Source organism: Deltaproteobacteria bacterium (assembly GCA_016709225.1).
Taxonomy (GTDB): domain Bacteria; phylum Myxococcota_A; class Polyangia; order Nannocystales; family Nannocystaceae; genus Xiheibacterium; species Xiheibacterium phototrophicum.
The window spans coordinates 1110552-1134562 of record JADJEE010000012.1; the positions used below are offsets into that span (position 1 = coordinate 1110552).

Genomic DNA, 24011 nt, shown 5'->3' on the forward strand with positions numbered 1-24011 from the left:
AAGCGAGGTCGTTCGATGAGGCGAATGTACTGGTGCGGTCTCCCGTGGTTGGCGGTCGCGTGTGCGTCGAGCATTCCCGTGACCGCACCGGTCACGACCCATGGGCAGCGCGAGCCGATCGAGGTCGCGTTCTCCAACGACTACAACCTCGTGCTGGTACCGGCCCGAATCCCCGGCATCGAGCGCGAGCTGACCATGATGGTCGACAGCGGCGCGCCGATGGTGCTCAGCACCGCGCTCGCCGAGGAGCTGGGCCTGCGAGCACGCGCATCGAGCCAGCTGCTCGACAGCGCCGGCGCGATGCTCGATGCGGCACCGATCGAGATCCCCCAGCTCAGCGTCGGCGACCTCGAGCTCGAGCGCCTCGGGGGCTTCGCGACCACACTCGACTTCGATCTGTGCCTCGAGATCGACGGCGTGCTCGGCTCGGGGTGGCCGCGGCGCAGCGGCTTCTTCGATCAGACCGCAGTGGAGATCGACTACCCTCGCGCGCGTGTGCGCTTGGCTCCCTCGGGCGAGGACCTCACGCCCGGTGGCGCCATCGTGCCCATCCGCCGTGGAGATCCGAACACCCCGGGCCCACAGCTCTACGCCCAGGTCGCGATCGAAGACCACACGATCTGGGCCCTGCTCGACACCGGCAACGCCGGCCCGGTGTACCTGCCCCCCGCCTTCTTCACCGAGATCGGCCACCGCATCGACGAGCCCGGCGCGCTGCGCAGCCGCGGCGCCGTCAGCTCGGGCGCCACTGGCAAGACGCTGGTGGGGACACAGTACGAGACGCGGCTGCGCTCGCTGCGACTCGACGAGCTCGACCTGCGAGGGGTCGCAATCGCGGTGGAGCACGCCGACGATCCAGCGCAGGCCGGCGCCACGCGACACGCGATGCTCGGCAACGAGTTCATGCGCGACTTCCGGGTCGTCGTGGACGTGCCCGCCGGCATCGCGCGCTTCGTGCTCGAGCCCGGTCGCGACCCCAACACCCCGCGGCCCGGCTACGGGGTCGGCATCCGCATCGCCGGCGGGGCCGTGCGGGTGACTGCAATCTCCGAAGGTGGACCCGCCAGCCGTGCGGGCCTCGAGCTCGACGACGAGGTCGTGGCCGTCGACGGCAAGCCGGTTCACATGACCGATCGCGCGAGCCTGTGCGCGGCCCAACGCGCGATCAAGAACACCGCCGGCACGACGCTGCAGATCCGCACCCGCCGCGACGACGTCGACGAGGACCACGAGCTGGTGCTGGGCCCGACCCTGGCACCGCTGCCGCCGTAGTACCTCGACACGGGGTTTGTGACGGGCCTCTTGTCGAGGTGCTAGTCGCGCGCGCATGCGATCGAGCGCGTCAAGAAGCGGCGTCCCGTGGGCGCCTCGAGCGAGAAGCCGGCCCCTCGACCGGGCACGACGTCGATCACCAGGCGCGTATGCGCCCAGCGTTGCGCCTGATCGCCGCCGATCCAGAACGGACAACCGGCGATCTCGCCGAGCAACACGTCGCGCTCGCCGACCTTGAACTCGCCTTGCACGAAGCACATCGGCGCGCTGCCGTCACAGCAACCACCCGATTGGTGGAACATGAGCGGGCCATGCACGGCGACCAGCTCCGCAATGAGCCGCGCCGCCGCCTCCGTGCACGAAACCGCCGCCTCGTCGCCCATGCTCACCTCCCCTCTCCTCACGCCATTGAATGGGCGCACCCCCGCCGCGCCGAGCCCGGCGTGGCTTCGCCCACGCCGAGGTTCGCCACGGTCGCCCGCACCACGTAGAGCGCCCCGTGGGCGCGACCAAGGCTAAAAGAACCCCATCGGCTTCGGGTCGTAGCTGACCAGCAGGTTCTTCGTCTGCTGGTAGTGGTCGAGCATCATCTTGTGGGTCTCGCGGCCGATGCCGCTCTGCTTGTAGCCGCCGAACGCCGCGTGTGCAGGGTAGAGGTGATAGCAGTTGGTCCACACGCGACCGGCCTGCACCGCTCGACCCACGCGAAAGGCCCGCGCGCCGTCGCGGGTCCACAGGCCCGCGCCGAGCCCGTACAGCGTGTCATTGGCGATCGCGATCGCGTCGGCCTCGTCGGTGAACGACGTCACGCTGACCACGGGCCCAAAGATCTCCTCCTGGAACACGCGCATGCGGTTGTGGCCCTCGAACACCGTCGGCTGCACGTAGTAGCCGCGCGCCAGATCACCCGAGAGCTCCGCCGGGCCGCCGCCGAGCAGCACCTTCGCGCCCTCCTGCTTGCCGATGTCGATGTAGCTGAGGATCTTCTCGAGCTGGTCGTTCGAGGCCTGTGCACCGACGGTGGTCGCGGTGTCGAGCGGGTTGCCCGGGCGATGTCCGCGGGCGCGCTCGACCGCACGCTCGATGAACTCGGCGTAGATGGCCTTGCTCACCAGCGCGCGCGACGGGCAGGTGCATACCTCGCCCTGGTTGAGCGCGAACATTCCGAAGCCCTCGAGGACCTTGTCGGCGAAATCGTCGGCCTGGGCGAACACGTCCTCGAAGAAGATGTTCGGCGACTTGCCGCCGAGCTCGAGCGTGACCGGGATGAGGTTCTCCGACGCGTACTGCATGATCAGGCGGCCGGTGGTGGTCTCGCCGGTGAACGCGATCTTTGCGATGCGCTTGTTCGAGGCCAGCGGCTTGCCGGCCTCGATGCCGAAGCCGTTGACGACGTTGAGCACGCCGGGCGGCAGCAGGTCGCCGATGATCTCCATCAGTACGAGGATCGAAGCCGGGGTCTGCTCGGCGGGCTTCAGCACCACGCAGTTGCCGGCCGCCAGCGCGGGCGCGACCTTCCACGCCGCCATCAGCAGCGGGAAGTTCCACGGGATGATCTGCCCGACCACGCCGAGCGGCTCGTGGAAGTGATACGCGTAGGTGTTGGCATCGATCGGTGCGATCGAGCCCTCCTGCGCGCGGATGCAGCCCGCGAAGTAACGGAAGTGATCGACGGTGAGCGGCAGGTCGGCGGCGAGGGTCTCGCGCACCGGCTTGCCGTTGTCCCATGTCTCGGCGACCGCGAGCCGCTCGAGGTTGGCCTCGATGCGCGCGGCGATCTCGAGCAGGATGTTGGCGCGCTCGGTCGGCGAGGTCGCGGCCCAGCGAGCCTTGGCGCCGTGGGCGGCATCGAGGGCGCGTTCGATGTCCTCGGCGGTCGAGCGCGGGATCTCACAGAATGGGCGGCCGGTGACCGGGGTGATGTTCTCGAAGTACTGGCCCTTGGTCGGGGGCGTCCACTCGCCGCCGATGAAGTTGCCGTAGCGGGAGGCGAACGAGACCACTGCGTCCGAGGCGTTGGGATTGGCGTACAGCATGGCGTGCTCCTGGTGGCGACAGCACATCGCAAGTGCGGTGCCGCCCTGCCCGCCGCCGTGGGATTGCAGGACATTCGTGGACACTGTGTTGCGCCTACATGTCTCGGATCGATACAGGTGCACCGCCGTCGCCGCGACAACCCCCGCGCGCAGTGCGGTAGAGTGGAGACTGGAGGTGCCCGATGCTGATGCTGGCCCCCGGCGCCACGCCGCGGTGGGAACGATTCCAGGAGCGGCGCTACAGCGAGGACGAGATCTCGGCCGACCCGCTGTTGTCGCGATGGGCTCGGGTCGCGCGCGCCGGCGTTCGGGCCGATGCCGATCCCCATCCCATCGCGCCCGCGAACGCACCCGCGCCGCCCGAGCTCGACGCGGCCCTCGAGCTCGACTCGCCATTCGGGGCCTTCGGCGCCGCGATGGCCGCGGCCGGCTTCAGCGCGCTGCTGTGCGACGCGATCGGTGTCATCCGTCGGCAGCACACCGGTGGCGCGCTGCAGCCGAAGCTCTCGGCGACGCGACTGGTCGAAGGCGCGTGGTGGGGCGAGCAAGCGCGGGGTACCAACGCGATCGGCACTGCGATCGTCGAGCGCGCCCCGGTGGCAGTGCTGGGCGCCGCGCACTTCGAGCGCAGCAACCACGGCCTGTGCTGCTACGCAGCGCCGCTGCACGACCCGCGCGGCGATCTGGTCGGCGTGCTCGATGCGACCGGACCCGCCGAGATGGCGCACCCTGCCCTCGAGGCCGCGGTGCTCGGGGCCACCGCCGCGGTCGAGGCGTGGCTCGCCGCACACAGCTACCGCGCGCTCACGCCGGGGGGCCTCGATGCACTGCGGCGACGACTCGCCGCGACCGACGGCACTGCGTTCGTGCTCGAACGCAGTGGGCGCGTGCGACTGTGCAACGCCGACGGTCGCCGCCTGCTCGGGGAGGGCGATCGACTCGGCGACGACTTCGCGCGGCGTCTCGGCCTGCCGCTGCTCGCCGCCGGCACCCGCGTGGTCGGAGGCATGCGCGTCGAGGTCGAGCCGATCGGCGAGCACGACACGCCGTGGTCGGCGGTGGTCCGGATCTCGCGGGCGCGCACGCCGACGCGCCGTAAGCCACCGGAGGTCGCGATCGACGATCCCTTCCGCGACATCGTCGGCAGCGATCCCGCGATCACCCACGCCCGCGAGCGCGCGCGTCGCTTCGCGCCGTCGCAGCTGCCGGTGCTGCTGCTGGCCGAGACCGGCACCGGCAAGGAGTTGTTCGCGCGGGCGATCCACGGCGCCAGCGATCGCCGCCGCGGGCCGTTCGTGGCGGTGAACTGCGGCGCGCTGACGGGCTCACTGCTCGAGTCGGAGCTGTTCGGCTACGCCGCGGGCGCGTTCACTGGTGCGCGCGCGAGCGGGCACGATGGCAAGCTCGCGGCCGCCGATGGTGGCACCTTGTTCCTCGACGAGCTGGCCGAGATGTCCGCCGGTGCGCAGGCGCTGCTGCTGCGATTCCTCGAGGACGGCTCCTACTACCGCGTCGGCGACCACCACGAGCGCCGCGCGGACGTGCGGGTCGTCGGCGCCACCTGTCGCGACCTCACCGCGGCCGTGCTCTCCGGCAGCTTCCGCAGCGACCTCTACTACCGCATCCACGGCGTGGCGATCCGACTGGCGCCGCTGCGCGAGCGCCGGGACCTCGACGAGCTGATCGACGCCCTGCTCGGCCGCATCGCCGTGCGCTATGGCGCCGCAGGCCAGCCGCGGATCAGCGCGGCCGCGCGACGAGCCCTCTCGCAGCATGGATGGCCGGGCAACGTTCGCGAGCTGCGGACCGCGCTCGAGCACGCGTGGGTGCTCGCCGGCGAGCACGAGTGCATCGAGCCCGAGCACCTCCCGCTCGAGCCCACGCGAGCGCCTGGCAACGACACCCGCGAGGCCGCCGAGCGGGCCGCCACCGCAGGCGCGTTGATCGCCGCCGGCGGTAACCTCAGCGAGGCGGCGCGCCGTCTCGGGGTCTCGCGCAGTACGCTGTACCGGCTGCTGGATCGTCACGGCCTCCGCAGCGACTGACGCGGGTCCACGAGGGCCTGTCCGAGGACGTCGCCGGTGCGACGCGCGTCCGACTCGATCGAGGAGCCGCAGCCCACATGAACGAGCCGACGACGGTGCGCCGCAGCTGGCACTACACCAAGCGCATGTTGCAGGCGGTGGGTGTGGCGCTCGTGCTCGCCTCCATCTACGCGGTCATCGACGGCTGGCGCGCGTTCGGCCACGGCGCCGACGGCGAGCGTCTCGCGAGGATGCAGCGATCACCGCAGTACGGCGACGGCGTGTTCGAGAACCCACAGTCGCTCGTCAACCACTTCGGGCTGATGGTCTCCGGCATGTTCTCGGCCAGCGCCGACGCGACCCCCGGCTCGACGCCGCCGTTCGAGCGGGTGCCGGCGAGCCGCTTCGCGACCCCGCCCGCATCCGGCCTGCGGATCACATGGCTGGGACACTCGACCTTGCTGCTGGAGATCGACGGCCACCGTGTGCTCACCGATCCGGTGTGGGGCGAGCGCAGCTCGCCGCTGTCGTGGATCGGACCGGCGCGCTGGTATCCCCCGCCGCTGTCGCTCGGCGACGTGCCGAAGCTGGACGCCGTGCTGCTCTCGCACGACCACTACGATCACCTCGACTACTGGACCATCGTCGCGATGAAGGACTGGGACACGACCTTCATCGCGCCGCTCGGCGTCGGGGCCCACCTGGCGTACTGGGGGGTGCCCGAGTCGAAGATCGTCGAGCTCGACTGGTGGGAGCGCCACGAAGTCGGTGGTCTCGAGATCGTCGCGACCCCCGCCCGCCACGCGTCGGGCCGCACGCTGTTCGACAAGGACGAGACGCTGTGGGCGGGCTACGCCGTGCTCGGCGCGCAGCATCGGGCGTACTTCTCCGGCGACACCGGGCTGTTCCCCGCGATGCACGACATCGGGCAGCAGCTCGGGCCGTTCGACCTCACGATGATCGAGGCCGGTGCCTACGGCAGCGCCTGGCCCGACTGGCACCTCGGCCCCGAGCAGGCCGTGACCGCCCATCGCATGGTGCGCGGCGGCGTGCTGCTGCCGGTGCACTGGGGCCTGTTCAACCTCGCCTATCACGGCTGGACCGAGCCGATCGAGCGCGTGCTCGCGGCGGCCGAGCAGGCCAGCGTGTCGGTCATCGCGCCGCGCCCGGGTCAGAGCATCGAGCCCGCCGCGCCGCCAGCTGTCGAACGTTGGTGGCCCACGCTCGCGTGGCACACCGCCGCGCAGGACCCCATCGTCGCGACGAAGATGGAGGGCGCGATCCTCCCTTGAGCGGCCGCGATCGCCCGGCGGCGCGCTGGCAGGGGTGGTGCGGCGCGGCTACTGCCCCGCGTTCCACTCGCAGAAGGGGGTCCACGCCGCCTCGGCGAGCAGGTCGTTCTGCACGTTCGCCTGCGGGCACGCCTCGTCGGCACGCCAGTCTTTCCAGCCCAGCGGATCGTGGTCGCGGAAGGCCTGATAGCCGCCATCGACGGCCATGAACGGCAGCGGCTCCACACACGCGTCGCCGGCCTGCTCCTGCAGCTCGTCGTTGAGCGACATGATGGTGCGGAACATGACGTCGTTGGTCGAGTTCCAGCAGCAGGTCTTCGACTGCTCGTAGACCAGCTCGGCGAACACGTAGTCCTCGAGGATGCGGTGCTCGGCATCGACCTCGTCGCGGGTCATGCCGAACTCCTGCTCGAGCACGGTGTAGAGATCTTCGAAGGCGTCCTCGCGGGCGATGCGGGCGCTGCACGAGGCGGGGAAGTTGCGCAGGTGGGCACGCTTGCCCTCGATCACGTCGAGCAGCAGCTGGCGGTGCTCGTCGGGGGTGAGCTCGCCGAGCAGCGCGTCGAGCTGGGCCGGACGGGCGCGGATGCGATCGAGGTCGTCGTCGGGGATCCACGCCGCCTCGTCGGACTTCATGATGGTGTTCACCCAGAAGCCCGACGACGACTTGGTCACGCGGAAGCGCTTGAGGCCGCCGTTGAACTTGGCGTAGTCGGTCGAGCCATCGACGCCGCCACCCTCGGGGTCGCTGTAGTTGCGCTCGGTGCCGGCGGGGTTGGTCCACCGCGGCTGCGCCGGCGGCAGGTTGCCGAAGACGCTCTCGGCGGACATGCGGCCCTCGCCGAGCTGCTCGGCGCGCACGGTCACCATCGTGTGACCGACGCCACTGCTCGAGGTGCGCCACAGCATCACGTCGCCGGCGCGCAGCGACTCGGGCACGAGGTTGAAGGTGTTGCGGCTGTCGGCGAGGTTGACCGAGCCGGTGAAGATCATCGTGAGCCGGATGAGGTGGGCGGCGCGCTTGTTGAGGTGCAGCTCGTCGAGGTACGTGCCCGTGCGCGCGCCCTCGCCGATCATCGGCTGGTCGTCACCGCTCTGGACCCCGAGCTTGCGCAGCTTGGCGTCCTGCGGCCAGCTGGCCTGCACCTGCGCCGCCGACTTCGCCGAGTGATCGGCGTAGGCGTTGGCGAACTTCGGCATGTTGTTCCAGATGCCGTTCTTGGTGCGGATGCCGAAGTGACCAAAGTACACCGGCGTCTTGCCATCGAAGGCGACCACGAAGAACGGCAGGCCGTACCACGCCGCGAAGGTCGAGCGCAGCATGAGCGCCGTGTCGGCGCAGTCGAGCTTGGGTGCCGGCAGGGTCTTGCCCCACGGCGTCGCGATCTCGAAGGTCTCGCCGAAGCCATCGAAGGTCTCGACCTTCGGCATCGACTGCAGCCACGCCGCGAACTTCTCGTCCCAGCTGAGCCCGCTGTTCGCCGGCCACGCGATGCCAGCAGCGCGCGCCGCCGGGGTGTCGGTGTCCTCCCACTGGTTCACGACCTTCCACGCGGTGGTCGACGCGTAGTTGCCGTTGACGGGCAGCCCCGGCTCCTCGAGATCGTCGTACTTGCCGACGGCACCGCCGGGCGCGAGTTCCTCCTCGTCCTCGAAGGCGTCGGTGGCCTCGTCGCCACCGCAACCCGCGGGCACCACGAGCGTGGCTGCGGGCAACGCGAGAGAGAACGCGGCAATCACACAGGAGCGCAGGCTGGTCACGCCCTGTGGTGTGTCCAGCCCACGCTTGGTTCACCGCGCGACCGCGAAACCCCTGCATTGCGCCCCGTGTGGGCCACAATCGCGCCGACACGTTCGAAGCCGCGCGCGGTCGCCATCGCCGCGCGGGTGCCCGCCTGCGCGTCGGGCACGCGGCGGCCCCGTACGTGGATCGCTCTACCGCCACTGGTTTGCGGCGCGCACCCGCGCGGTGCGTGACCGAGCGCTCTGCGATGCTCGGCCCGATGATCACGCGTGCATCGATCGTGACCGCGTCGCTGTTGCTCGCGTGCGGTGGTGGCCAGCCCGCGGGTTCGAGCACGACGGTCGCGAGCGCCTCGTCGTCGTCGGGCGCGACCGGGGGCGAGGCAAGCACGGCCAACGACGGCAGCGGGGAGCCCAGCTCCACCGGCGCGGTCACGTCGACCGACGACAGCACCGGCGCGACCACGCGACCGGACGGCTGGTCGTGGCGCTTCGAAGACGGCGAGCTCGGCACGGCGGTACCGACCGCACCCGATGCGATCGTCGACGACAGCGGCAACGCGCTGCACGGCACCGCCACCGGCGAGCTGCGCTACGTCGCGGGCCTGCACCCCGACGCGCGCGCGATCGCCTTCGGCGGCGACGGTGGCTACCTCGCGCTCGAGCCGGCCGCCGCAGCTGCGGATCTCGACGATGGCGAGCCGATGCAGCTGGCGCTCACGTTCCGCACCGATCACCACGGACGCGACGGCCTCGAGGGCGCGGGCACCCTCGTCGCGCGTGGGGGCATCGACGGCGACGGTCCGTGGTGGATCGGCATCGTCGACGGCCACCTGCGCGCGCGCGTGGGTGAGGGCGCCGCGGCGGTCGAGGCCGAGGGTGCACGCGAGGTCGCCGACGGCGTGTGGCACCGCGCGGTGGTCGGGATCGATCGCGACACCGGCGAGCTGGTGATCGGCCTCGACGGCACCGACGTGCTGCGGGCACCGGCGGGCCTCGGCGCGGTGGTCGGCGACGCGTCGGTTCGGGTCGGCCTCGATACCGCCGGCGCGGCGCCGTGGATCGGCGAGCTCGACGAGATCGCGTTCACCCGCGAGACCCCGTGGCCGGGCGTTGCCGGGCCGCACCGGGATCACACGACCGTGTTCGAGACCAACACCATCCCTGCGCCCGGCGGCGGCCACTACTTCGCCGCGCGGATCCCCGCCGTGGTGGTCACACCGAGCGGACGCTTGCTCGCCTTCGCCGAGGGCCGCGTCCACAACACCTGCGACATCGGCAACATCGACATCGTGCTGGCGCATAGCGACGACGGCGGCGCGACCTGGTCGGACGCCGAGACCATCGTCGACCCCGGTGCCGCCCGCGTCGCCAACCCGGTCCCGGTGGTCGACGCGATCACGAGCCGCGTGGTGCTCATCACCATGACGCAGCAGCTCGGCGCGGGCTGCTCGCCCGAGGCGAGCAACTGCAGCTGCGAAGGAACCGGCGCCGCCATCATCGAGGCCCGCTTCAGCGACGACGAGGGCGAGAGCTGGGGCGAGCCGCTCGACATCACCGACAGCGTGATCGACCCGGCGGGCAACAGCACCCTCATCGGCCCCTCCCACGGCATCCAGCTCCGCGACGGCGCGCTGTTGGTGCCGGCGATGCACCGCCGCACCGGCGACGGCAAGCGCGGGGGTCACCTGTTGCGCTCCGACGACAGCGGGCAGAGCTGGTCGATCTTCGCGAGCGAGACGCAGAGCCCGGTCAACGTCAACGAGAGCACGGCCGCCGAGCTCGCCGATGGTCGCGTGCTGGTCAACACACGCCATCAGCTCGGCGCGCCCGATGTCACGCCCAGCGAGGTCGCCGCGGGTCTGCGGGGCATCGCGACGGTGGGCGATGACGGCAGCTGGCTGACCGACCCGCCCTACCAGCGCGTGCCGGTGCTGCGCGGTCCGGTCGTGCACGGCACCGTGCTGGCGTGGCCGGGCTCGTCGCGGCCGGGCGACGCGCGGCGGTTGTTCTTCTCGTTGCCCGCCGGCGAGCACGGCAGCAACCAGGGCCGTCGCCACGATCTGCGGGTGTGGGTCAGCCACGACGACGGCGAGACGTGGGTCGACGGCGTGCGCGTCGACGGCATGTGGGCGGCGTACTCGGACCTCGTGGCGATCGACGAGAGCCACCTGGGCGTGCTGTACGAAGCCGGCGCCGACGCGAACGGGTTCTATCGTCGCGTCGAGTTCTTGCGCGCCGCGGTCCACACCCTCGACGAGCCGACCCTCGCCGCGTGGAGCTTCGAGGGCGTCGCCGACGGGAACATCGACGATGTCGACGACCGCGGGCCGCTCGGCCTCACGCTCGCCGCCACCGGTGACGTCGTCGCGGTTCGCGGTCGCGACTCGACCACGGCCGCACGCTTCGACGGCGACGCACGGCTGTGCCGCAGCGAGTCGTCGCTGCACTCGGCGCTCGACCTCGGCGCCCGCGACGGCTTCGCGATCGAGGTCGTGTTCCGCACGGAGGCGCACGGCAGCGGTGGCGCCACGGCGGCCGGCACGTTGATCTCGAAGACCCGCACCGGCACCGAGCCGGCGTGGTGGCTGCGGATCGAAGACGGCCACGTGCGGTTCCTGGCCACCGCGTGCAACGCCGCGACCATCAACTGCGGCGTGCTCGACGGCGAGTGTGACGCCCTGCCCAGCTGCGACAACGTCGGGCTCACCGCGACCACCGCCGTGAGCGACGGCGCCTGGCACCGCGTGGTGCTGGTGCGCGACGTCGCGAACGAGGCGATGCGCATGCAGGTCGACGACGAGGTCGTCGACGCCGCGTGGCGGGCCGAAGGCGTGGTGAAGAACGACGAGGCCGTGTGTCTCGGCGCGTTCGCCGACGGTGCGCGTGGTTTCGACGGCGACCTCGATCTGGTGCGGATCCGGTCGCGGGAGTGAGCCCGCACGCGCTGTGTCGACCCGGTTGGGTGTAGCCTGATGCCAATGCAGTCGCAGCACGCGATCGTGGTCGTCGGCGGGCTCGCGCTCGCGGCCACCGCGTGCCTGCAACCGCGTCAATACGCGTGCACCGACGACGAGCAGTGCCGCGTCGGCGAGCGCACCGGCAGCTGCATGGTCGATCTCGGCTGGTGCGCCTATCCCGACGACGACTGCGACTCGGGCCTGCGCTACTCGGCACTCGCGAGCACGCAGCTGTCGAACCACTGCGTGCCGCTCGCGGGGACGAGCTCGTCGGGCGGCTCCAGCGACGGGACGCACGGCAGCGGTGACACCAGCTCGAGCGGTGGCACGTCGGGCTCGAGCTCCACCGGCGATGCATCCTCGTCGACCACCGGCATCCCGGATTGCGAACGGACCTGCGTATCGGGCCCGCACGGCACCGCGACCTGCGACACCACCGGCAACTGCGTGCTCACCTGCGAGGCCCCCTGGCAGGACTGCGACGGCGAGCTCGCCAATGGCTGCGAGGTCCCGGTCGGCGTCGCGCACCAGTGCAGCATCACCGGCCTCGATCCGGTGGCCGGCTGCTGGACCGCGTACTGCGGCAGCAGCGACATCGAGGGCACCGCCAACTTCGGCAGCTACTACTGCGTCGACTGCGTCACGTGTCAGGAGCCGCTGCCCGGTCAGTGCCAGTGGTGCAACCACGACGACGGACACTGGCACCCGATGGATGCTTGCTCGTGCGGCACCGACCTCGGCGCCGTCTGCAACCCGTGATCGCGGTGCCGCTCGCGGAGTGCCGCTTCAGTCGAGCGTCACCGCGATGTCGACCCAATCGTGCCCGTGATCGACGACCTCCACCACGGCGTCGCGACCATGCGACGGACGCACGAGTGCGCCCAGCAGCGCGCGCAGGTAGTGGCGATACAGCTGGTCGTCGAAGAAGGGGAACTGGGTGTAGTGCAGCACCGAGCGCGGCCCTTCCTGATCGACGGTGACCTCGGCGGGTCCGCGGCGCAGCACCGCCCACAGCGTCGGGCAGCGCCGCAGCACGAACGCCGGTGACGACATCGACAGCACCAGCTTCGCGAAGGTCTGCACGCCCAGCGTCGTGCACTCCGCGATGACCTGCTCGAACCGTGGCAGCTCGCCGCCCGCGACGGTGTCGAACACCGCACGCAGCACCTCGGCATGCATGCGCTCGGGAAACCACTGCGTGGCGGTCGCATCCCGCACGCGCTCGCGCGTGCCGGCGGGCAGCGCTGCCAGGTAGCGCGTACGCAGCTCGGCATCGCCGCACTTCGACATCCAACGCGCCACCGTCACGAAGGCGCTGCCCTTCACCTGATGCGCGCCCTCGGAGGCGTCCGTGCCGCCCTGCCCCTGCCCCTGCGCCATGCCGTCCTCGCGATCATCGTCGAACCCGCGCGCCAGGGGAAGTACCGCGCGCCCGACCGCCTTCGCGTGGCTGTGCCCGCGCACTGCCGGATGAGCCGCCGGCAGTCGTGCGTCGTGTCGCGCGTTGGTGGTCGGGTTGGGCGTGGTTCAGCGATGACGAGCTCGTCGTGTAGCTCTCGAGCGATCGGCGAGGGCGGCGGCAGCTTCGACATCCATTCCGCGACCGCCAACGCGCGCGCACATCGACGCGACGAGGGCGGCGGCCCCCCGCGAGCGGGGGCGCCCGACGGCTCGACCGGCCGACCATCGCCCCGTACGGTGATCCCATGATTCGATCGCCCGTCGTCCACGCGTGCATGGTCCTGGCGCTCACGGTCGGCTGCCCCGCCGATCGGACAGCCGGCGACGGATCATCGGGCGGCAGCGCGGACGACTCCGGCGATCCAAGCGGCACCGATCCGACCGGTGCCTCGACCAATCCCAGCGCCACGGCCGATTCGACCGGCATGTCCACGTCGAGCTCGGCGTCGACGTCGAGCTCCGGCGACACGGCGACCGACACGAGCGCGACCGACTCCACCGCGGCCGGCGAGGACCCACCGGTCGGTTGCTACGACTACGACGCGTTCGCACCGTCATCGGTCAGCTACCGCGCCGACGTCATGCCGATCTTCGCGACCTGGTGCTCGCCGTGTCATGCCGATCCCAACGCGAGCATCTACTTCGGCACCGGCGGCACCAGCGAGACCGAGGCCGTGGCCGTGCGCGACAAGCTGCTCGCGGGCGTGCCAAAGCAGGCGCCCGAGCTCGCGTTCGTCGCCCCGGGCGATCCGCTGCACAGCTACATGATGGCGAAGATCGAGTACCCGATCCCCGGCGGGACGTGCTCGGTGATCCAGTGCAGCGAGCCCGGCTGCGAGCTCCCGGCACCGCCGGCGGCGCCGTTGTCGGAGTCCAACAAGTCGACCGTGCGTTCGTGGATCATGCTCGGTGCCGCCGACGACTGATCGCAACGGTCGTGCGGATCCACAGAAGCCGATGCTCGCGTGGTCGCACGTGGCGATCGATCTGCCCCGCAACGACTTCGGCGCCGCGGGGCCTTCTCGTCACAGATCCACCGCGCCGCGTGCATGAGCCTGCCATGTCGCGATACCTCCGCCACTCGCTGTTCGTGCTCGGTCTCGGCTGCAACTCCACCGCCGCGGAGCCGCAGGGCGCCGAGTCTGGCACCGCGAGCGCGGGCGCGGCGAGCACGGACGGCACCGGGGCCTCGACGATGCTGTCGACGATGTCGGCGGGCGACAGCGGCGACGACGCGGCCGAGGCCTCGTCGGTGGGCCCACTGGACGAGACCGGCCCCGCGCCCGATGTGCCGGCGAGCTGCCGCGCGTTCGTGCCTCCGACCGCGACCCCGCCGATGCTCGAGCCCGGACGTTGGACGGACCTCTCACCGCCAGGACTGCATCGGCCATATGGCGAGGCACCGCCGTTCGGCTGCATGGACATCCACGTGCTGCCGTGTGCTCCGTCGACGCTCTACCTCACGACCGACAGCGAGGGGATGTGGCGCTCGACCGACGGTGGCGCGAGCTGGTCGACGATCGGTGACCTGCCGGAGCCCGTGAGCCCCGGGGTGATGGAGATCGATCCCGCCGACGCGCAGCACATGGTCTACGTCGGTGGCGTGCGCGGGTCGTCGCTCGGCTTCTGGATCTCGAACGACGGCGGTGACACGTGGTCGACGCCCACGGGCTTCGCCGAACACGCCGACAACTCGATCGGCGGCTGGACCAACGACGTCTATCACGTGGCCGCCGACCCCACCGACTTCGATCACCTGCTGCTCACGTTCCACTCGGGCTTCGAGTTCACCGGCGACGCCGGCGTGCTCGAGTCCCACGACGGCGGACAATCGTGGACGCGCCATGACGCGATGCCCGGCTGGGGTGCGGGTCACTCGATCTGGTTCGTCGGTGACGCGGACACGTGGTTGCTCGGCACCCAGGGCGACGGCTACTGGCGCACCGCCGACGCCGGCGCATCGTGGACGCAGGTCATCGAGCTCGACATGCAGCACGGCGGCGTCGCGGCGTACTACGCCAGCAACGGCGTGCTGTACGTGGGCGCGCTGGGCCAGATCCTGCGCAGCGAGGATGACGGCCTGAGCTTCGATCTCGTGGGGCCCGCGACCTCGGATGGCTACTACGCCGTCATCGGCGATGGCACGACGCTGTACGCCCAGCTCGCCAACACCGGCGGCAACACCACCGGGCCCCAGCCCTTCGTGGTCTCGCCCGAGAGCGACGGCTTCGAGTGGAGCGTCTACAACGAGCAGACCTTCAGCGACGGACCGTATCGCATGGCCTTCGACCCGGTGCATCGCATCGTCTACGCGTCCAGCTGGAACGAAGGCGTGTGGGCACTCGCGGTGCCGTGAGCGGGCGTCACCGCCCGCGGCGTGCCAGCACCTCGCGCAGGAACTCAGCGAGCTCCGCACGGTCGAGCTGCCGCTCGAACACCACGTCGGCGGCGTCACGCACACCGGCGCCGTACTCGTCGTAGCGACTGAAGGTCGCCAGCCGCACGCTCACGCGACGGGCCCGCGCACCGGCGGGATCCATCGCGACCACACCGTGCAGCGCGGCGGCGGCGAGATCGGCCAGCGCATTCGGATCGCCGGTGTCGACCTCGACCCGCGAGAGGTCGACGAAGATCTGTAGCTCGTCGCCCGCGAGCATGCTCTGCACGCTCTCGCCGCCCAGCTCCGGCAGCAGCGCCGGCCAGTCGGCAGGCACGTCGGTGAACGCGTCGGCGACCGCGTCGATGGTCGGATCCTCGTCGACCGGCGGGCGCCCGAACGCGGGCACACGACCGCGCAGGTGCTCGCGCAGCGCGGGGTAGACCCGGTCGCCCAGCAGATCGGCGGCCGCGTCGATGGCCCACGGCGCGGCGTGGTGCGAGCGGTACGGCGGGCTGCCGAACGGCGACAGATCGAGCGCGCTGCGCATGAGTTCGTCGCTCAGGTCGACCACGGTGAAGCCCGCATCGGCGGCCATGGTCTTGAAGCGCTTGTACTCGTCGAGCCCGCGACGCAGACCATCGCGACCGGCCCCGACCAAGGCGGAGTCGTCGAAGAACACCACCATCGTGTCGTGCCGCCGCGCGATCGCGTCGAGCTCGGCGAGGATCGTGCGCATGCGCTCCGGCGAGGAGTCCTCGAGGAAGAAGCCGCGCCGGCGGCCACCGAGCTCGATGAACAGCACGTCGATCTGCGCGCCATCGTCGATGAAGCTGCGCAAGTGCTGCATCACGTGCTCGGAGCGCACGCCGGGATAGCTGCGCTGCACCAGATCGAGCCCGATGCCGTCGCGGTAGCCGAGTGCCTCGCGCAGGCGGGTCTCGAGCCGCACGCCGAACGAGTACGAGCCGATGATGTCGCTCTTGGCCAGCATCGACGAGCCGATCACGAGCCCGAAGTACGGCCCTGCCCGCGGGTGCGGCTCGATGCGGCGATCGAGGAAGCGATCGGGCCGCAGACGCGCGAGCGTCTCGGTGCCGCTGGCGACCCCGAGCAGGTCGCGGTAGCCCCACAGATCGAGGTCGCGGATGTGGCCGATCTTCGCCACGCCGAGGATGCCATCGGCGAAGTGGAACAACCGCGAGCGACCGCGCTCGAGCCAGAAGGTCGTGGCGGTCGCCTGATCGATCGCCATCGAGCCCTCGTGGAAGTAGCTGACGAACGAGTTGCTCTTCTTGTTGTAGAGCGCGTAGCCGCCACCGTGCACGATGGGGCGCAGCCACGGGTAGATCAGGCGGTCCTCGAAGTCGATCGCGCGCAGGTGGATGCGCTCGGTCAGCTCGGCACCGCCCTGCTTGCCGGGCGGGATGTCGTCCTGCACCAACAGCAGGCCGTAGCGTGCGACCCAGGTCATGCCGACCACGTGGGCGAAGCGCAGCTCGTCGAACTCGAGCGGAAAGTAGAGGCCCTTGACCTGCGGCATCACGGCCGCGCCGTCGTTGGCGAACACCAGCTCGAGCCCGTCGGCTTCGGTGGCCCCGAGGCTCGCCGGCGCGCCGGCGCCGAGCGACGGCAGCAACCAGATCGCACCGGTTGCGTCGGCGAGGAACAGGCGCCCGTCGCCGGTCGGGGCGATCACCTCGATGCGTGCGTCGCCCTGCGCCTCGACCAGCAGTCGCGTGCTGCCGGCGTCGGGATCGAACACCAGCACCCGCGCGCCGCGGTCGAGCAGCAGCAGCTGTCGACCATCGCCGACCAGCGCGGTGAGTTCACGCCACTTCGGCCCCTGCAGCACCTGGCGCGTGGTGACCTCGCCGTCCTGCAGGCGACGCAGGCGCTGGCCCTGCTGATCGATGAAGTACACCGCGTCGCCGACCAGCACCGGATCGCGCGGACTGTCGAGCCGCGCGGCGTGCCACGGGCCATCGAGATTGCCGGCGTGCTTGGCCCCACCCGCGATCACGCGCACGGTCTGCCTGGCGCCGGTCAACTCGCGCAGCACGTGGTTGCCGGTGTCGGCGATCACGACGCGTGCGCCGCCCGGTGACACCGCGATGCCGTCGGGCTGGTGGAACAACGCCTGCCAGGCAGCGCCGTCGCTGTAGCCGACCTCGGTCCGTGCGACCAAGGTCGCGTCGGGACCTTCGACGTGGGCGAGCTCCTCGCGCTCGGGCACGTCGGCCACGCCGATGCCGAGCTCGACCAGCAGGTTCACGGCCAGCCGGCGGTTGCCCTCGGGGCCGAGGTGGCAGTGATCGAGGAACAGCGACGCGGCGAACAGCGGATGATCGAGGTTCACCAGCGTCACCGTGGGCGCGTCGGCATCTTCGACCAGGCGCGACATCCTCGCGACGTAGGCACCATAGGCCTGGGGCTCCATCGCGTCGGCGAGGAAGCCGTCCTCGAGCGGGGTGGTGAAGAACACCGCGCGACGCCCGTTGGCCCGCAGCCGTGCGACGGTCTGCTCGAGCGCGCGGATCTGCTGCGAGCGACCGTCGAGCCGCAGGCTCTGATAGTGCGCGAGCACGCGAGCACGCGCGGTGAGATCGTCGGCATCGTCGCCGCTGCCGGGGCCGATGATGGCGCCCAGCGCAGCGCGCAGGCCGTCGCCGTCGAGCCAGCGACGGTGCCGTGCCACGGGCAGCAGCTCGAGCAGGCCGTCGTGCACGAGCCCCGCGAGCCACGGGCCGGAGGACAACGCGGCCCACGTGGCCCTCGCCACCCCGGTGCCGCCCTGGCCCTCCCGACCCAGCTCGGGGCCCAGCTCGCACAGCCACGCGCGCGTGCATTCGCCGAGATCGGCGTAGCTGCGCGAGAAGTAGCGCGGATTGAGCTCGACGACGATCGGCACCCGACCGCCGGGATCGTAGGCGTCGAGCTCGCGCACGACGTGCAGCACGTCGACCGGCAGTAGGGCATCGAGGGCGATCTGGTGGAAGGTGACCTTGGCGTCCGGCTGCACCGCCGCGCGCAGCTCGTCGATCACACGGTGTTGCTCCCAGTGATCGACGCGGCCGCGCATGACGTCGCCGGCCAGCACGGAATCGCCGACCAGCAGCCAAGCGTGCTCGGGATCGTCGACGGTCGCACGCAGCTCGGCGCGGGCGCTGGCGCGGTCGTGCACCTCGGTGTGCACCGCCGCGGGCACCAGCCACGCGACCAGCTGCAGCGCGAGGTCGACGAGCACCACCAGCGCGACGATGCCGAGCAAGAACGCCCACGGTCGCGCCGGCACCACCGCGTCGTCGACGACGCGACCGTCCTGCCAGACCAGCGTCGGTTCTGGTGCCGTTCGCGCGGCGGTGGTGGTGGTGGGCTTGGACATCGGCGATGGGCGTCTAGAACTGGAAGTAGATGAACGCGGGCCCCTCGCCGGCGCCGAGCAGCGACATGAGCGCGACCAGGCCGCCGTAGAAGACCACCGAGGCGCCGGCGTCGGCGTCGATGCGCGCGAGCAGGTGGTGGTGACGCTCGACCCGCGCCATCCACAGCAAGCCCGCGAGCGCGGTGAAGAAGGCCAGCTGCAACGCGCTCGGCCCGGCACCCGCGAGCAGGCTGGCACCGATGCCCGAGCCGATGCCCTGCAGAACCGCGAGCGCGTCGCCCATGGTCGCGGCGCGGAACATCACCCAGCCGATGACGACGAGGTGGAAGGTCAGGAACCACCCCAACGCCGCGGTGGCCTGCGGCCAGCGCCTGCGCACCGCCGCAGCGCTCGGCGTGCGACGCAGCAGCACGTCGAACAGCAGCAGCACGCCGTGGTAGAGCCCCCAGAACACGAAGGTCCACGCCGCGCCGTGCCACAGTCCCGACAGGAACATCGTGAGCACGAGGTTGAACAACACCCGCGGACGGCTGCCTCGATTGCCGCCCAGCGGCAGGTAGACGTAGTCGCGGATCCACGTCGACAGCGAGATGTGCCAGCGTCGCCAGAACTCGCTGATGTTGGTGACCAGGTACGGCTGATCGAAGTTGCGCATGAGGTCGACGCCGAACAGGCGCGCCGAGCCACGGGCGATCTCCGAGTAGGCGGTGAAGTCGAAGTAGATCTGCAGCGTGAACGCGTAGGTCGCGACCAGCAGCACCCAGCCGTCGTAGTGCGACGGCGCCGCGTAGACCGGATCGACCAGGCCGGCACAGGCATCGGCGAGGAGCACCTTCTTGGCGAGGCCCCAGATGATCATGCGGGTGCCGACCACCAGGTTCTCGACCCGGAAGCGCGCCCGCACCACGCACTCGAACTGCGTGAGCAGGTGACCGGCGCGCTCGATGGGACCGGCAACCAGCTGCGGGAAGAACGTGACGAACAGGAACAGCCGCGAGAACGATCGCGTCGGCGTGATCTCGCGCCGATACACGTCGATCGTGTAGCTCATGGTCTGGAAGGTGTAGAAGCTGATGCCCGGCGGCAGCACGATCGACAGGCCGTCACCGAGCACGCCGTCGCCGAACACCGCGTGGATGTTCTCGAGGAAGAAGTTGGCGTACTTGAAGTAGCCCAGCAGGCCCAGGTTCGACAGCAGGCTGAGCAGCAGATAGGCCTTGCGACGCCCCGGCGTGCGCGCGGCATGGATGCCCAGCGACGCGGTGTAGTCGATCATCGCCGACAGCACGATGAGCCCCGTGAACGGGATGCTCCACGCGGCGTAGAACACCAGGCTCGCGGCGATCAGCAGCCAGGTGCGGGCCCGCGGGCCCAACGCGAAGAAGGCCACCAGCGTGGTGACCAACAGCAGCACATACGACAGCGAGTTGAACTGCACGACACGTGATCAGTCGTCGTCGTTCTCGGGTGCGGCCGCAGGCTCGGTGCCCTCGGTCGCGGCCGCGCCGGCCTCGGCGGGCTTGGGCTTGCCCGGCCGCTTGCCCGCCGGTCGCTTGCTGCCGCGGCTGCCGACCTCGAGCTGTCGCTCGACGCGATCGACCCGTGCGCGCAGATCGTCGAGCGGTGCCTGCGTCGCCTCGGACGGCGCACCCCGCAGCTCACTGGCCAGACGACCGAGCGAAAGGTGCAGCACGCCGAGCCACGCGAACGCGAGCCCGACCAGCAGCCCGATCGCAGCGGTGCGTGCCCGCGGCGACGGCGGTGCGGTCGGCACTGCCACCGCCGCCTCGGGCCCGGCCTGCTCGCCCACGCGCTCGCGCATGCGCTCCCAGGTCGCGGCCAGCTCGTCGCCGACGATCACCGTCTGGCTGGGCCGGTGTACGAGCACGAATTGTCCGGTCGCCGACTGGCTGAGCTCGAACATGGCAGGTCTCCCCGGCCGCGTGATCGCGGTGCGCTAGATCTCGCCGGCCTTGGCCTTGGCGATCCACTTCTCGATCTCTTCGCCCAGGACCTTCTCGACCTTGCCCTGGAACGGCCGGAACAAGAACGGCATGTCGCCCTCGACGCGGAGTTCCTCGGGGCCGACCTCGATGTCGGCGTTGATGGTCTTGCCGAGCACGGTGAAGCCCAGCACGGCTGCGTTCTCCGACTTCCACGTGAGCGAGGGGTTGTGGTCGGCGAGCTTGACCTTGTAGGCCTCGTAGGCCTTCTCGACCACGGCGCGGGCGCGCGCGCGATCCGACAAACCGTGCTTTGCAACGTACTTCATGGCGGTCGGCGCGGACTATAGCAGCGGCGGGGGGGCAAAGGCTATCGTCCGCGCGCCATGGACATGCCCGCCCCGGGATCCTCTCACGCGGCCCCCCATCCGCTCGGCATCAGCCGCTTCCGCTCGCTGTTCCTGCTGTTCTTCCTGTCTGGCATCAGCGGGTTGATCTACGAGTCGATCTGGTCGCGCTACATCAAGCAGATCGTCGGCAGCGCCGCGACGGCGCAGATCCTCGTGCTCAGCCTCTTCATGGGCGGGATGTCGCTGGGCGCGCTGCTGTCGGGTCGCTTCGTCGCGCGCACGCGCTCGCCGGTGGTGGTGTACGGCATCATCGAGGGCCTCATCGGCGTCTACGCGCTGGCGTTCCCGCACCTGCAGGAGCTCACGGCGCGCTTCGCCTACGACACGCTGTTCCCCGCGCTCGGCGGCGGCAGCTCGGTCGAGCTGGCGAAGTGGTCGCTGGCGGGCCTGCTCATCTTGCCGCCGTGCGTGCTGCTGGGCACCACGTTCCCGCTGATGAGCGTCGGCATCCTGCGGCGTGAGCCCAACCGCTCGGGCGAGATCCTGAGCATGCTGTACTTCACCAACAGCCTCGGCGCCTCGTTCGGCGCCCTCTTCTCCGGCTTCGTGCTGGTCGCGCGCATCGGCCTGCCCGGCGCGCTGATGGTGGCGGCGGCGCTCAACCTGCTCATCATGCTGATCGCGATGCGCGACCGTACGCCGACCACGGCGATCGCGTCGCGCCCCGAGAGCGAGGCCGGCGTCGCGAGCCGCGGCAAGGTCACGCTCTACCTCGCGGTTGCGTTCGGCACCGGGCTGTCGTCGTTCATGTACGAGATCGGCTGGATCCGACTGCTCTCGACCGTGCTGGGTGCCGCGACCCACTCGTTCGAAATCATGCTCTCGGTGTTCATCATGGGCCTGGCGCTGGGCGGCCTGTGGGTCCGCAAGCGGATGGATCGCTTCAAGCGCCCCGAGATGGCGCTGGCGGTCGTGCAGATGATCATGGGCCTGTCGGCGATCGCGACCCTGCCGCTGTACCGGCTCGGCGTGCTCGGCATGGGCGGGCTGCTGTCGGAGTACTGGATGAACCTGACCGCGGGCGGCGAGCGCACCGAGGGCCTGTGGCTGCAGTTCAACCTGCTCAAGTACCTCATCTGCGCGATCATGATGCTGCCGGCGGCGTTCTGCGCGGGCATGACGCTGCCGCTGCTCACCCACGTGATGCTCAAGCGCGGCCAGCCCGAGGGCGTGGTCGGCAAGGTCTACGGCAGCAACACCCTGGGAGCGATCACCGGGGCCACGTTCGCGGGCCTGGTGTTCATGCCGATCATCGGCTTGAAGGGCGTGCTCATCCTCGGCGCGCTGGTCGACATGCTGCTGGGCCTCATGCTCATCCGCACCGAGATCCTGAGCGGTGACGCGCCGAGCAACGCCGGCAAGATCCTGCGCAACGCGGCCATCGGTACCGTCGCGGTGGTGTGCTCGGCGTTGATGTTCATCCACATCGATCCCACCGTGTTGACCTCGACGGTGTTCCGCAACGGCCGCATCCGCCTGCCGTCGAGCTACGAGGTGCTGTCCTACGTCGACGGCCGCACCGCCAGCGTCACGGTGGTCGCGACCGACGTGCAGGCCGGCCACCACGTCATCTACACCAACGGCAAGCCCGACGCGTCGGTGGTGCTCGACCGCTGGCCGTCGGACCGCCCCAAGGACCTCGGCCCCGCCATCGCCGGCGACGAGCCCAACCAGTTCCTCGTGGGCCTGTTGCCGCTGATGACCCGGCCGGACTCGGTGCACGGCGCGCTCATCGGCTTCGGCTCGGGCGTCACCTGCCACACGTTGCTGTCGTCGCCCCACCTCGAGCGTCTCGACACCGTCGAGATCGAGCCCGAGATGGTGCGCGGCTCGATGTACTTCAAGCCGGTCAACTACCGCGCCTACGACGACCCGCGCAGCCACATCCACTTCGACGACGCCAAGGCCTACTTCGCGTGGGCCGGCGACAAGTACGACTTCATCATCAGCGAGCCGACCAACCCGTGGGTCTCGGGCGTTTCGAGCCTCTTCACCGTCGAGTTCTACCAGGAGGCCAAGCGCTACCTGAAGCCCGGTGGCGTGCTGGCGCAGTGGATCCAGGGCTACGAGTCGTCGAACGCGCTCATGACCGGGGTGCTCGCCGCGCTCGACAGCGAGTTCGAGGACTACCTCATCGCGCGCATCGGCTCGTCGGACTGGGTCATCATCGCCTCGCCCGACGCCAAGATCGGCCAGCTCGATCCCGAGCCGCTGTCGTGGCCCGACGCGCAGGAGGCCTTCGAGCTGCTCGGCATCCACGACATCGGTCAGCTCGACGGGCTCATCACCGCCAACCGCGAGATGCTGCACCCGTACCTGGTCGACAAGGTGCCCAACCGCGACAGCCACCCGCTGCTCGACACCGGCGCCGAGAAGGCGCGCTTCCTCAAGGGCCGCGCCGAGTTCCTGCACAGCCTGCGCTGGACGCCGGCGCCGGTGCTCGAGGTGCTCGGCCACATCCCGCGACGGCCGTACCCGCTGGGCGGCATCGGTGACTACCGCGAGCCGCACATCCTGTTCGAGAACGAAGAAGCTGCGCTGCTGATGCGCCGCTACGAAGACCCCAACGCGCGCGTCGCCGAGGAGCTCTCGGCGGCGGAGATGTCGAGCTGGCGCGAGTCGAACAACGCCGTGCTGGTCACCGCGCAGCCCGACTGGAACGGGTGGCTGGGCGCGACCTACGAGGTCTACGCCGCGGTCGCCTCACACTTCGACCTGGCAGAGATGCCGTGGTGGCGCGAGGTCCTGCGGGTCGCCGCGCGCGACGACGCACCGCCGGAGGTCAAGGACGGCATCGCCCTGCTCGACGCGCTCGTACGCGTCGACGGCCCGCGCATCGCCACCGCGCTCGAGGCCACCGAGCGCTACGGCGACGACTATGAGATCCCGCGCGGCCTGCAGGCCATCGCCGGCGTGATCGCGCTGGAACTGAACGGTGCCGACATGGCCACGCGCGAGGCGTGGGCCACCCGCAAGATGGCGCCGGTGCACAGCGACAACAACGACGACGAGGTCGCGTTCCGCGTGATCCAGGCCTACCTGCTGCGACGGTGAAGCGGCGTGCGGGCGTCGGTCGGGCCCTCGCGCCCGACCGCGCCGCGGCCCAAG

16 protein-coding genes are annotated in these 24011 nt (G+C 70.6%); 8 read left to right on the plus strand and 8 right to left on the minus strand.

Going from position 1 to position 24011, the window contains the following annotated elements; translation table 11 throughout:
- Positions 1–78 precede the first annotated feature (78 nt).
- Positions 79–1272 carry an aspartyl protease family protein gene (locus tag IPH07_29545; protein ID MBK6921580.1) on the plus strand — a complete coding sequence of 398 codons (1194 nt, stop codon included), beginning with the start codon at positions 79–81 and terminating at the stop codon, positions 1270–1272.
- 41 nt (positions 1273–1313) lie between these two features.
- Here IPH07_29545 and IPH07_29550 read toward each other — a convergent pair whose 3' ends face one another.
- Together IPH07_29550 and IPH07_29555 are read right to left on the minus strand one after the other, a co-directional pair.
- Positions 1314–1655: a DUF779 domain-containing protein gene (locus IPH07_29550; protein MBK6921581.1), complete on the minus strand. Its 342-nt coding sequence runs from the start codon at positions 1653–1655 to the stop codon at positions 1314–1316.
- Between the two features lie 132 nt (positions 1656–1787).
- Complete coding sequence (locus tag IPH07_29555; GenBank protein ID MBK6921582.1) at positions 1788–3308, minus strand: aldehyde dehydrogenase family protein; 1521 nt, start codon at positions 3306–3308, stop codon at positions 1788–1790.
- Between the two features lie 182 nt (positions 3309–3490).
- Here IPH07_29555 and IPH07_29560 point away from each other — a divergent pair, with 182 nt between their 5' ends.
- Together IPH07_29560 and IPH07_29565 are read left to right on the plus strand one after the other, a co-directional pair.
- Positions 3491–5353, plus strand: coding sequence for a sigma-54-dependent Fis family transcriptional regulator (locus tag IPH07_29560; protein MBK6921583.1), 1863 nt, complete (start codon positions 3491–3493; stop codon positions 5351–5353).
- 125 nt (positions 5354–5478) lie between these two features.
- Entirely contained in the window at positions 5479–6624 is a 1146-nt protein-coding gene (locus IPH07_29565; protein MBK6921584.1) for an MBL fold metallo-hydrolase, read from the plus strand.
- A 48-nt stretch (positions 6625–6672) separates the two neighbouring features.
- Here the strand turns inward: IPH07_29565 and IPH07_29570 are convergent, their stop codons facing one another.
- A complete protein-coding gene (locus tag IPH07_29570; protein ID MBK6921585.1) occupies positions 6673–8385 on the minus strand; it encodes a hypothetical protein in 1713 nt (570 codons plus the stop codon).
- A 242-nt stretch (positions 8386–8627) separates the two neighbouring features.
- Between IPH07_29570 and IPH07_29575 the strand changes: the two genes are divergently transcribed.
- Both IPH07_29575 and IPH07_29580 read left to right on the plus strand, forming a co-directional pair.
- On the plus strand, positions 8628–11303 hold the full coding sequence (locus tag IPH07_29575) for an exo-alpha-sialidase (protein MBK6921586.1): 2676 nt from the start codon (positions 8628–8630) through the stop codon (positions 11301–11303).
- A gap of 45 nt (positions 11304–11348) precedes the next feature.
- Positions 11349–12086 (plus strand): hypothetical protein, encoded by a 738-nt coding sequence (locus tag IPH07_29580; protein MBK6921587.1) that lies wholly within the window; start codon positions 11349–11351, stop codon positions 12084–12086.
- A 27-nt stretch (positions 12087–12113) separates the two neighbouring features.
- Here the strand turns inward: IPH07_29580 and IPH07_29585 are convergent, their stop codons facing one another.
- Complete coding sequence (locus IPH07_29585; GenBank protein ID MBK6921588.1) at positions 12114–12707, minus strand: hypothetical protein; 594 nt, start codon at positions 12705–12707, stop codon at positions 12114–12116.
- A 326-nt stretch (positions 12708–13033) separates the two neighbouring features.
- Between IPH07_29585 and IPH07_29590 the strand changes: the two genes are divergently transcribed.
- Positions 13034–13714 (plus strand): hypothetical protein, encoded by a 681-nt coding sequence (locus IPH07_29590; GenBank protein ID MBK6921589.1) that lies wholly within the window; start codon positions 13034–13036, stop codon positions 13712–13714.
- A 134-nt stretch (positions 13715–13848) separates the two neighbouring features.
- Positions 13849–15144: a hypothetical protein gene (locus IPH07_29595; GenBank protein ID MBK6921590.1), complete on the plus strand. Its 1296-nt coding sequence runs from the start codon at positions 13849–13851 to the stop codon at positions 15142–15144.
- Between the two features lie 7 nt (positions 15145–15151).
- Here the strand turns inward: IPH07_29595 and IPH07_29600 are convergent, their stop codons facing one another.
- Genes IPH07_29600 through IPH07_29615 form a run of 4 tightly spaced genes read right to left on the minus strand, consistent with a single transcriptional unit; the run spans position 15152 to position 20822 of the window.
- On the minus strand, positions 15152–18550 hold the full coding sequence (locus tag IPH07_29600; protein MBK6921591.1) for a hypothetical protein: 3399 nt from the start codon (positions 18548–18550) through the stop codon (positions 15152–15154).
- Positions 18551–18563: 13 nt separating this feature from the next.
- On the minus strand, positions 18564–19988 hold the full coding sequence (locus IPH07_29605; protein ID MBK6921592.1) for an MBOAT family protein: 1425 nt from the start codon (positions 19986–19988) through the stop codon (positions 18564–18566).
- A 9-nt stretch (positions 19989–19997) separates the two neighbouring features.
- A complete protein-coding gene (locus IPH07_29610; GenBank protein ID MBK6921593.1) occupies positions 19998–20474 on the minus strand; it encodes a hypothetical protein in 477 nt (158 codons plus the stop codon).
- 33 nt (positions 20475–20507) lie between these two features.
- On the minus strand, positions 20508–20822 hold the full coding sequence (locus IPH07_29615) for a polyhydroxyalkanoic acid system family protein (protein MBK6921594.1): 315 nt from the start codon (positions 20820–20822) through the stop codon (positions 20508–20510).
- Between the two features lie 57 nt (positions 20823–20879).
- Here IPH07_29615 and IPH07_29620 point away from each other — a divergent pair, with 57 nt between their 5' ends.
- On the plus strand, positions 20880–23957 hold the full coding sequence (locus IPH07_29620) for a spermidine synthase (protein ID MBK6921595.1): 3078 nt from the start codon (positions 20880–20882) through the stop codon (positions 23955–23957).
- The last annotated feature ends 54 nt before the right edge of the window (positions 23958–24011 follow it).

Bases quoted from the DNA above. Each gene is read 5' to 3' on its own strand.
- IPH07_29550 (MBK6921581.1), bottom strand. From the start codon at position 1,655: ATGGGCGACGAGGCGGCGGTTTCGTGCACGGAGGCGGCGGCGCGGCTC.
- IPH07_29555 (MBK6921582.1), bottom strand. From the start codon at position 3,308: ATGCTGTACGCCAATCCCAACGCCTCGGACGCAGTGGTCTCGTTCGCC.
- IPH07_29560 (MBK6921583.1), top strand. From the start codon at position 3,491: ATGCTGATGCTGGCCCCCGGCGCCACGCCGCGGTGGGAACGATTCCAG.
- IPH07_29565 (MBK6921584.1), top strand. From the start codon at position 5,479: ATGTTGCAGGCGGTGGGTGTGGCGCTCGTGCTCGCCTCCATCTACGCG.
- IPH07_29575 (MBK6921586.1), top strand. From the start codon at position 8,628: ATGATCACGCGTGCATCGATCGTGACCGCGTCGCTGTTGCTCGCGTGC.
- IPH07_29580 (MBK6921587.1), top strand. From the start codon at position 11,349: ATGCAGTCGCAGCACGCGATCGTGGTCGTCGGCGGGCTCGCGCTCGCG.
- IPH07_29585 (MBK6921588.1), bottom strand. From the start codon at position 12,707: ATGGCGCAGGGGCAGGGGCAGGGCGGCACGGACGCCTCCGAGGGCGCG.
- IPH07_29590 (MBK6921589.1), top strand. From the start codon at position 13,034: ATGATTCGATCGCCCGTCGTCCACGCGTGCATGGTCCTGGCGCTCACG.
- IPH07_29595 (MBK6921590.1), top strand. From the start codon at position 13,849: ATGTCGCGATACCTCCGCCACTCGCTGTTCGTGCTCGGTCTCGGCTGC.
- IPH07_29600 (MBK6921591.1), bottom strand. From the start codon at position 18,550: ATGTCCAAGCCCACCACCACCACCGCCGCGCGAACGGCACCAGAACCG.
- IPH07_29610 (MBK6921593.1), bottom strand. From the start codon at position 20,474: ATGTTCGAGCTCAGCCAGTCGGCGACCGGACAATTCGTGCTCGTACAC.
- IPH07_29615 (MBK6921594.1), bottom strand. From the start codon at position 20,822: ATGAAGTACGTTGCAAAGCACGGTTTGTCGGATCGCGCGCGCGCCCGC.
- IPH07_29620 (MBK6921595.1), top strand. From the start codon at position 20,880: ATGGACATGCCCGCCCCGGGATCCTCTCACGCGGCCCCCCATCCGCTC.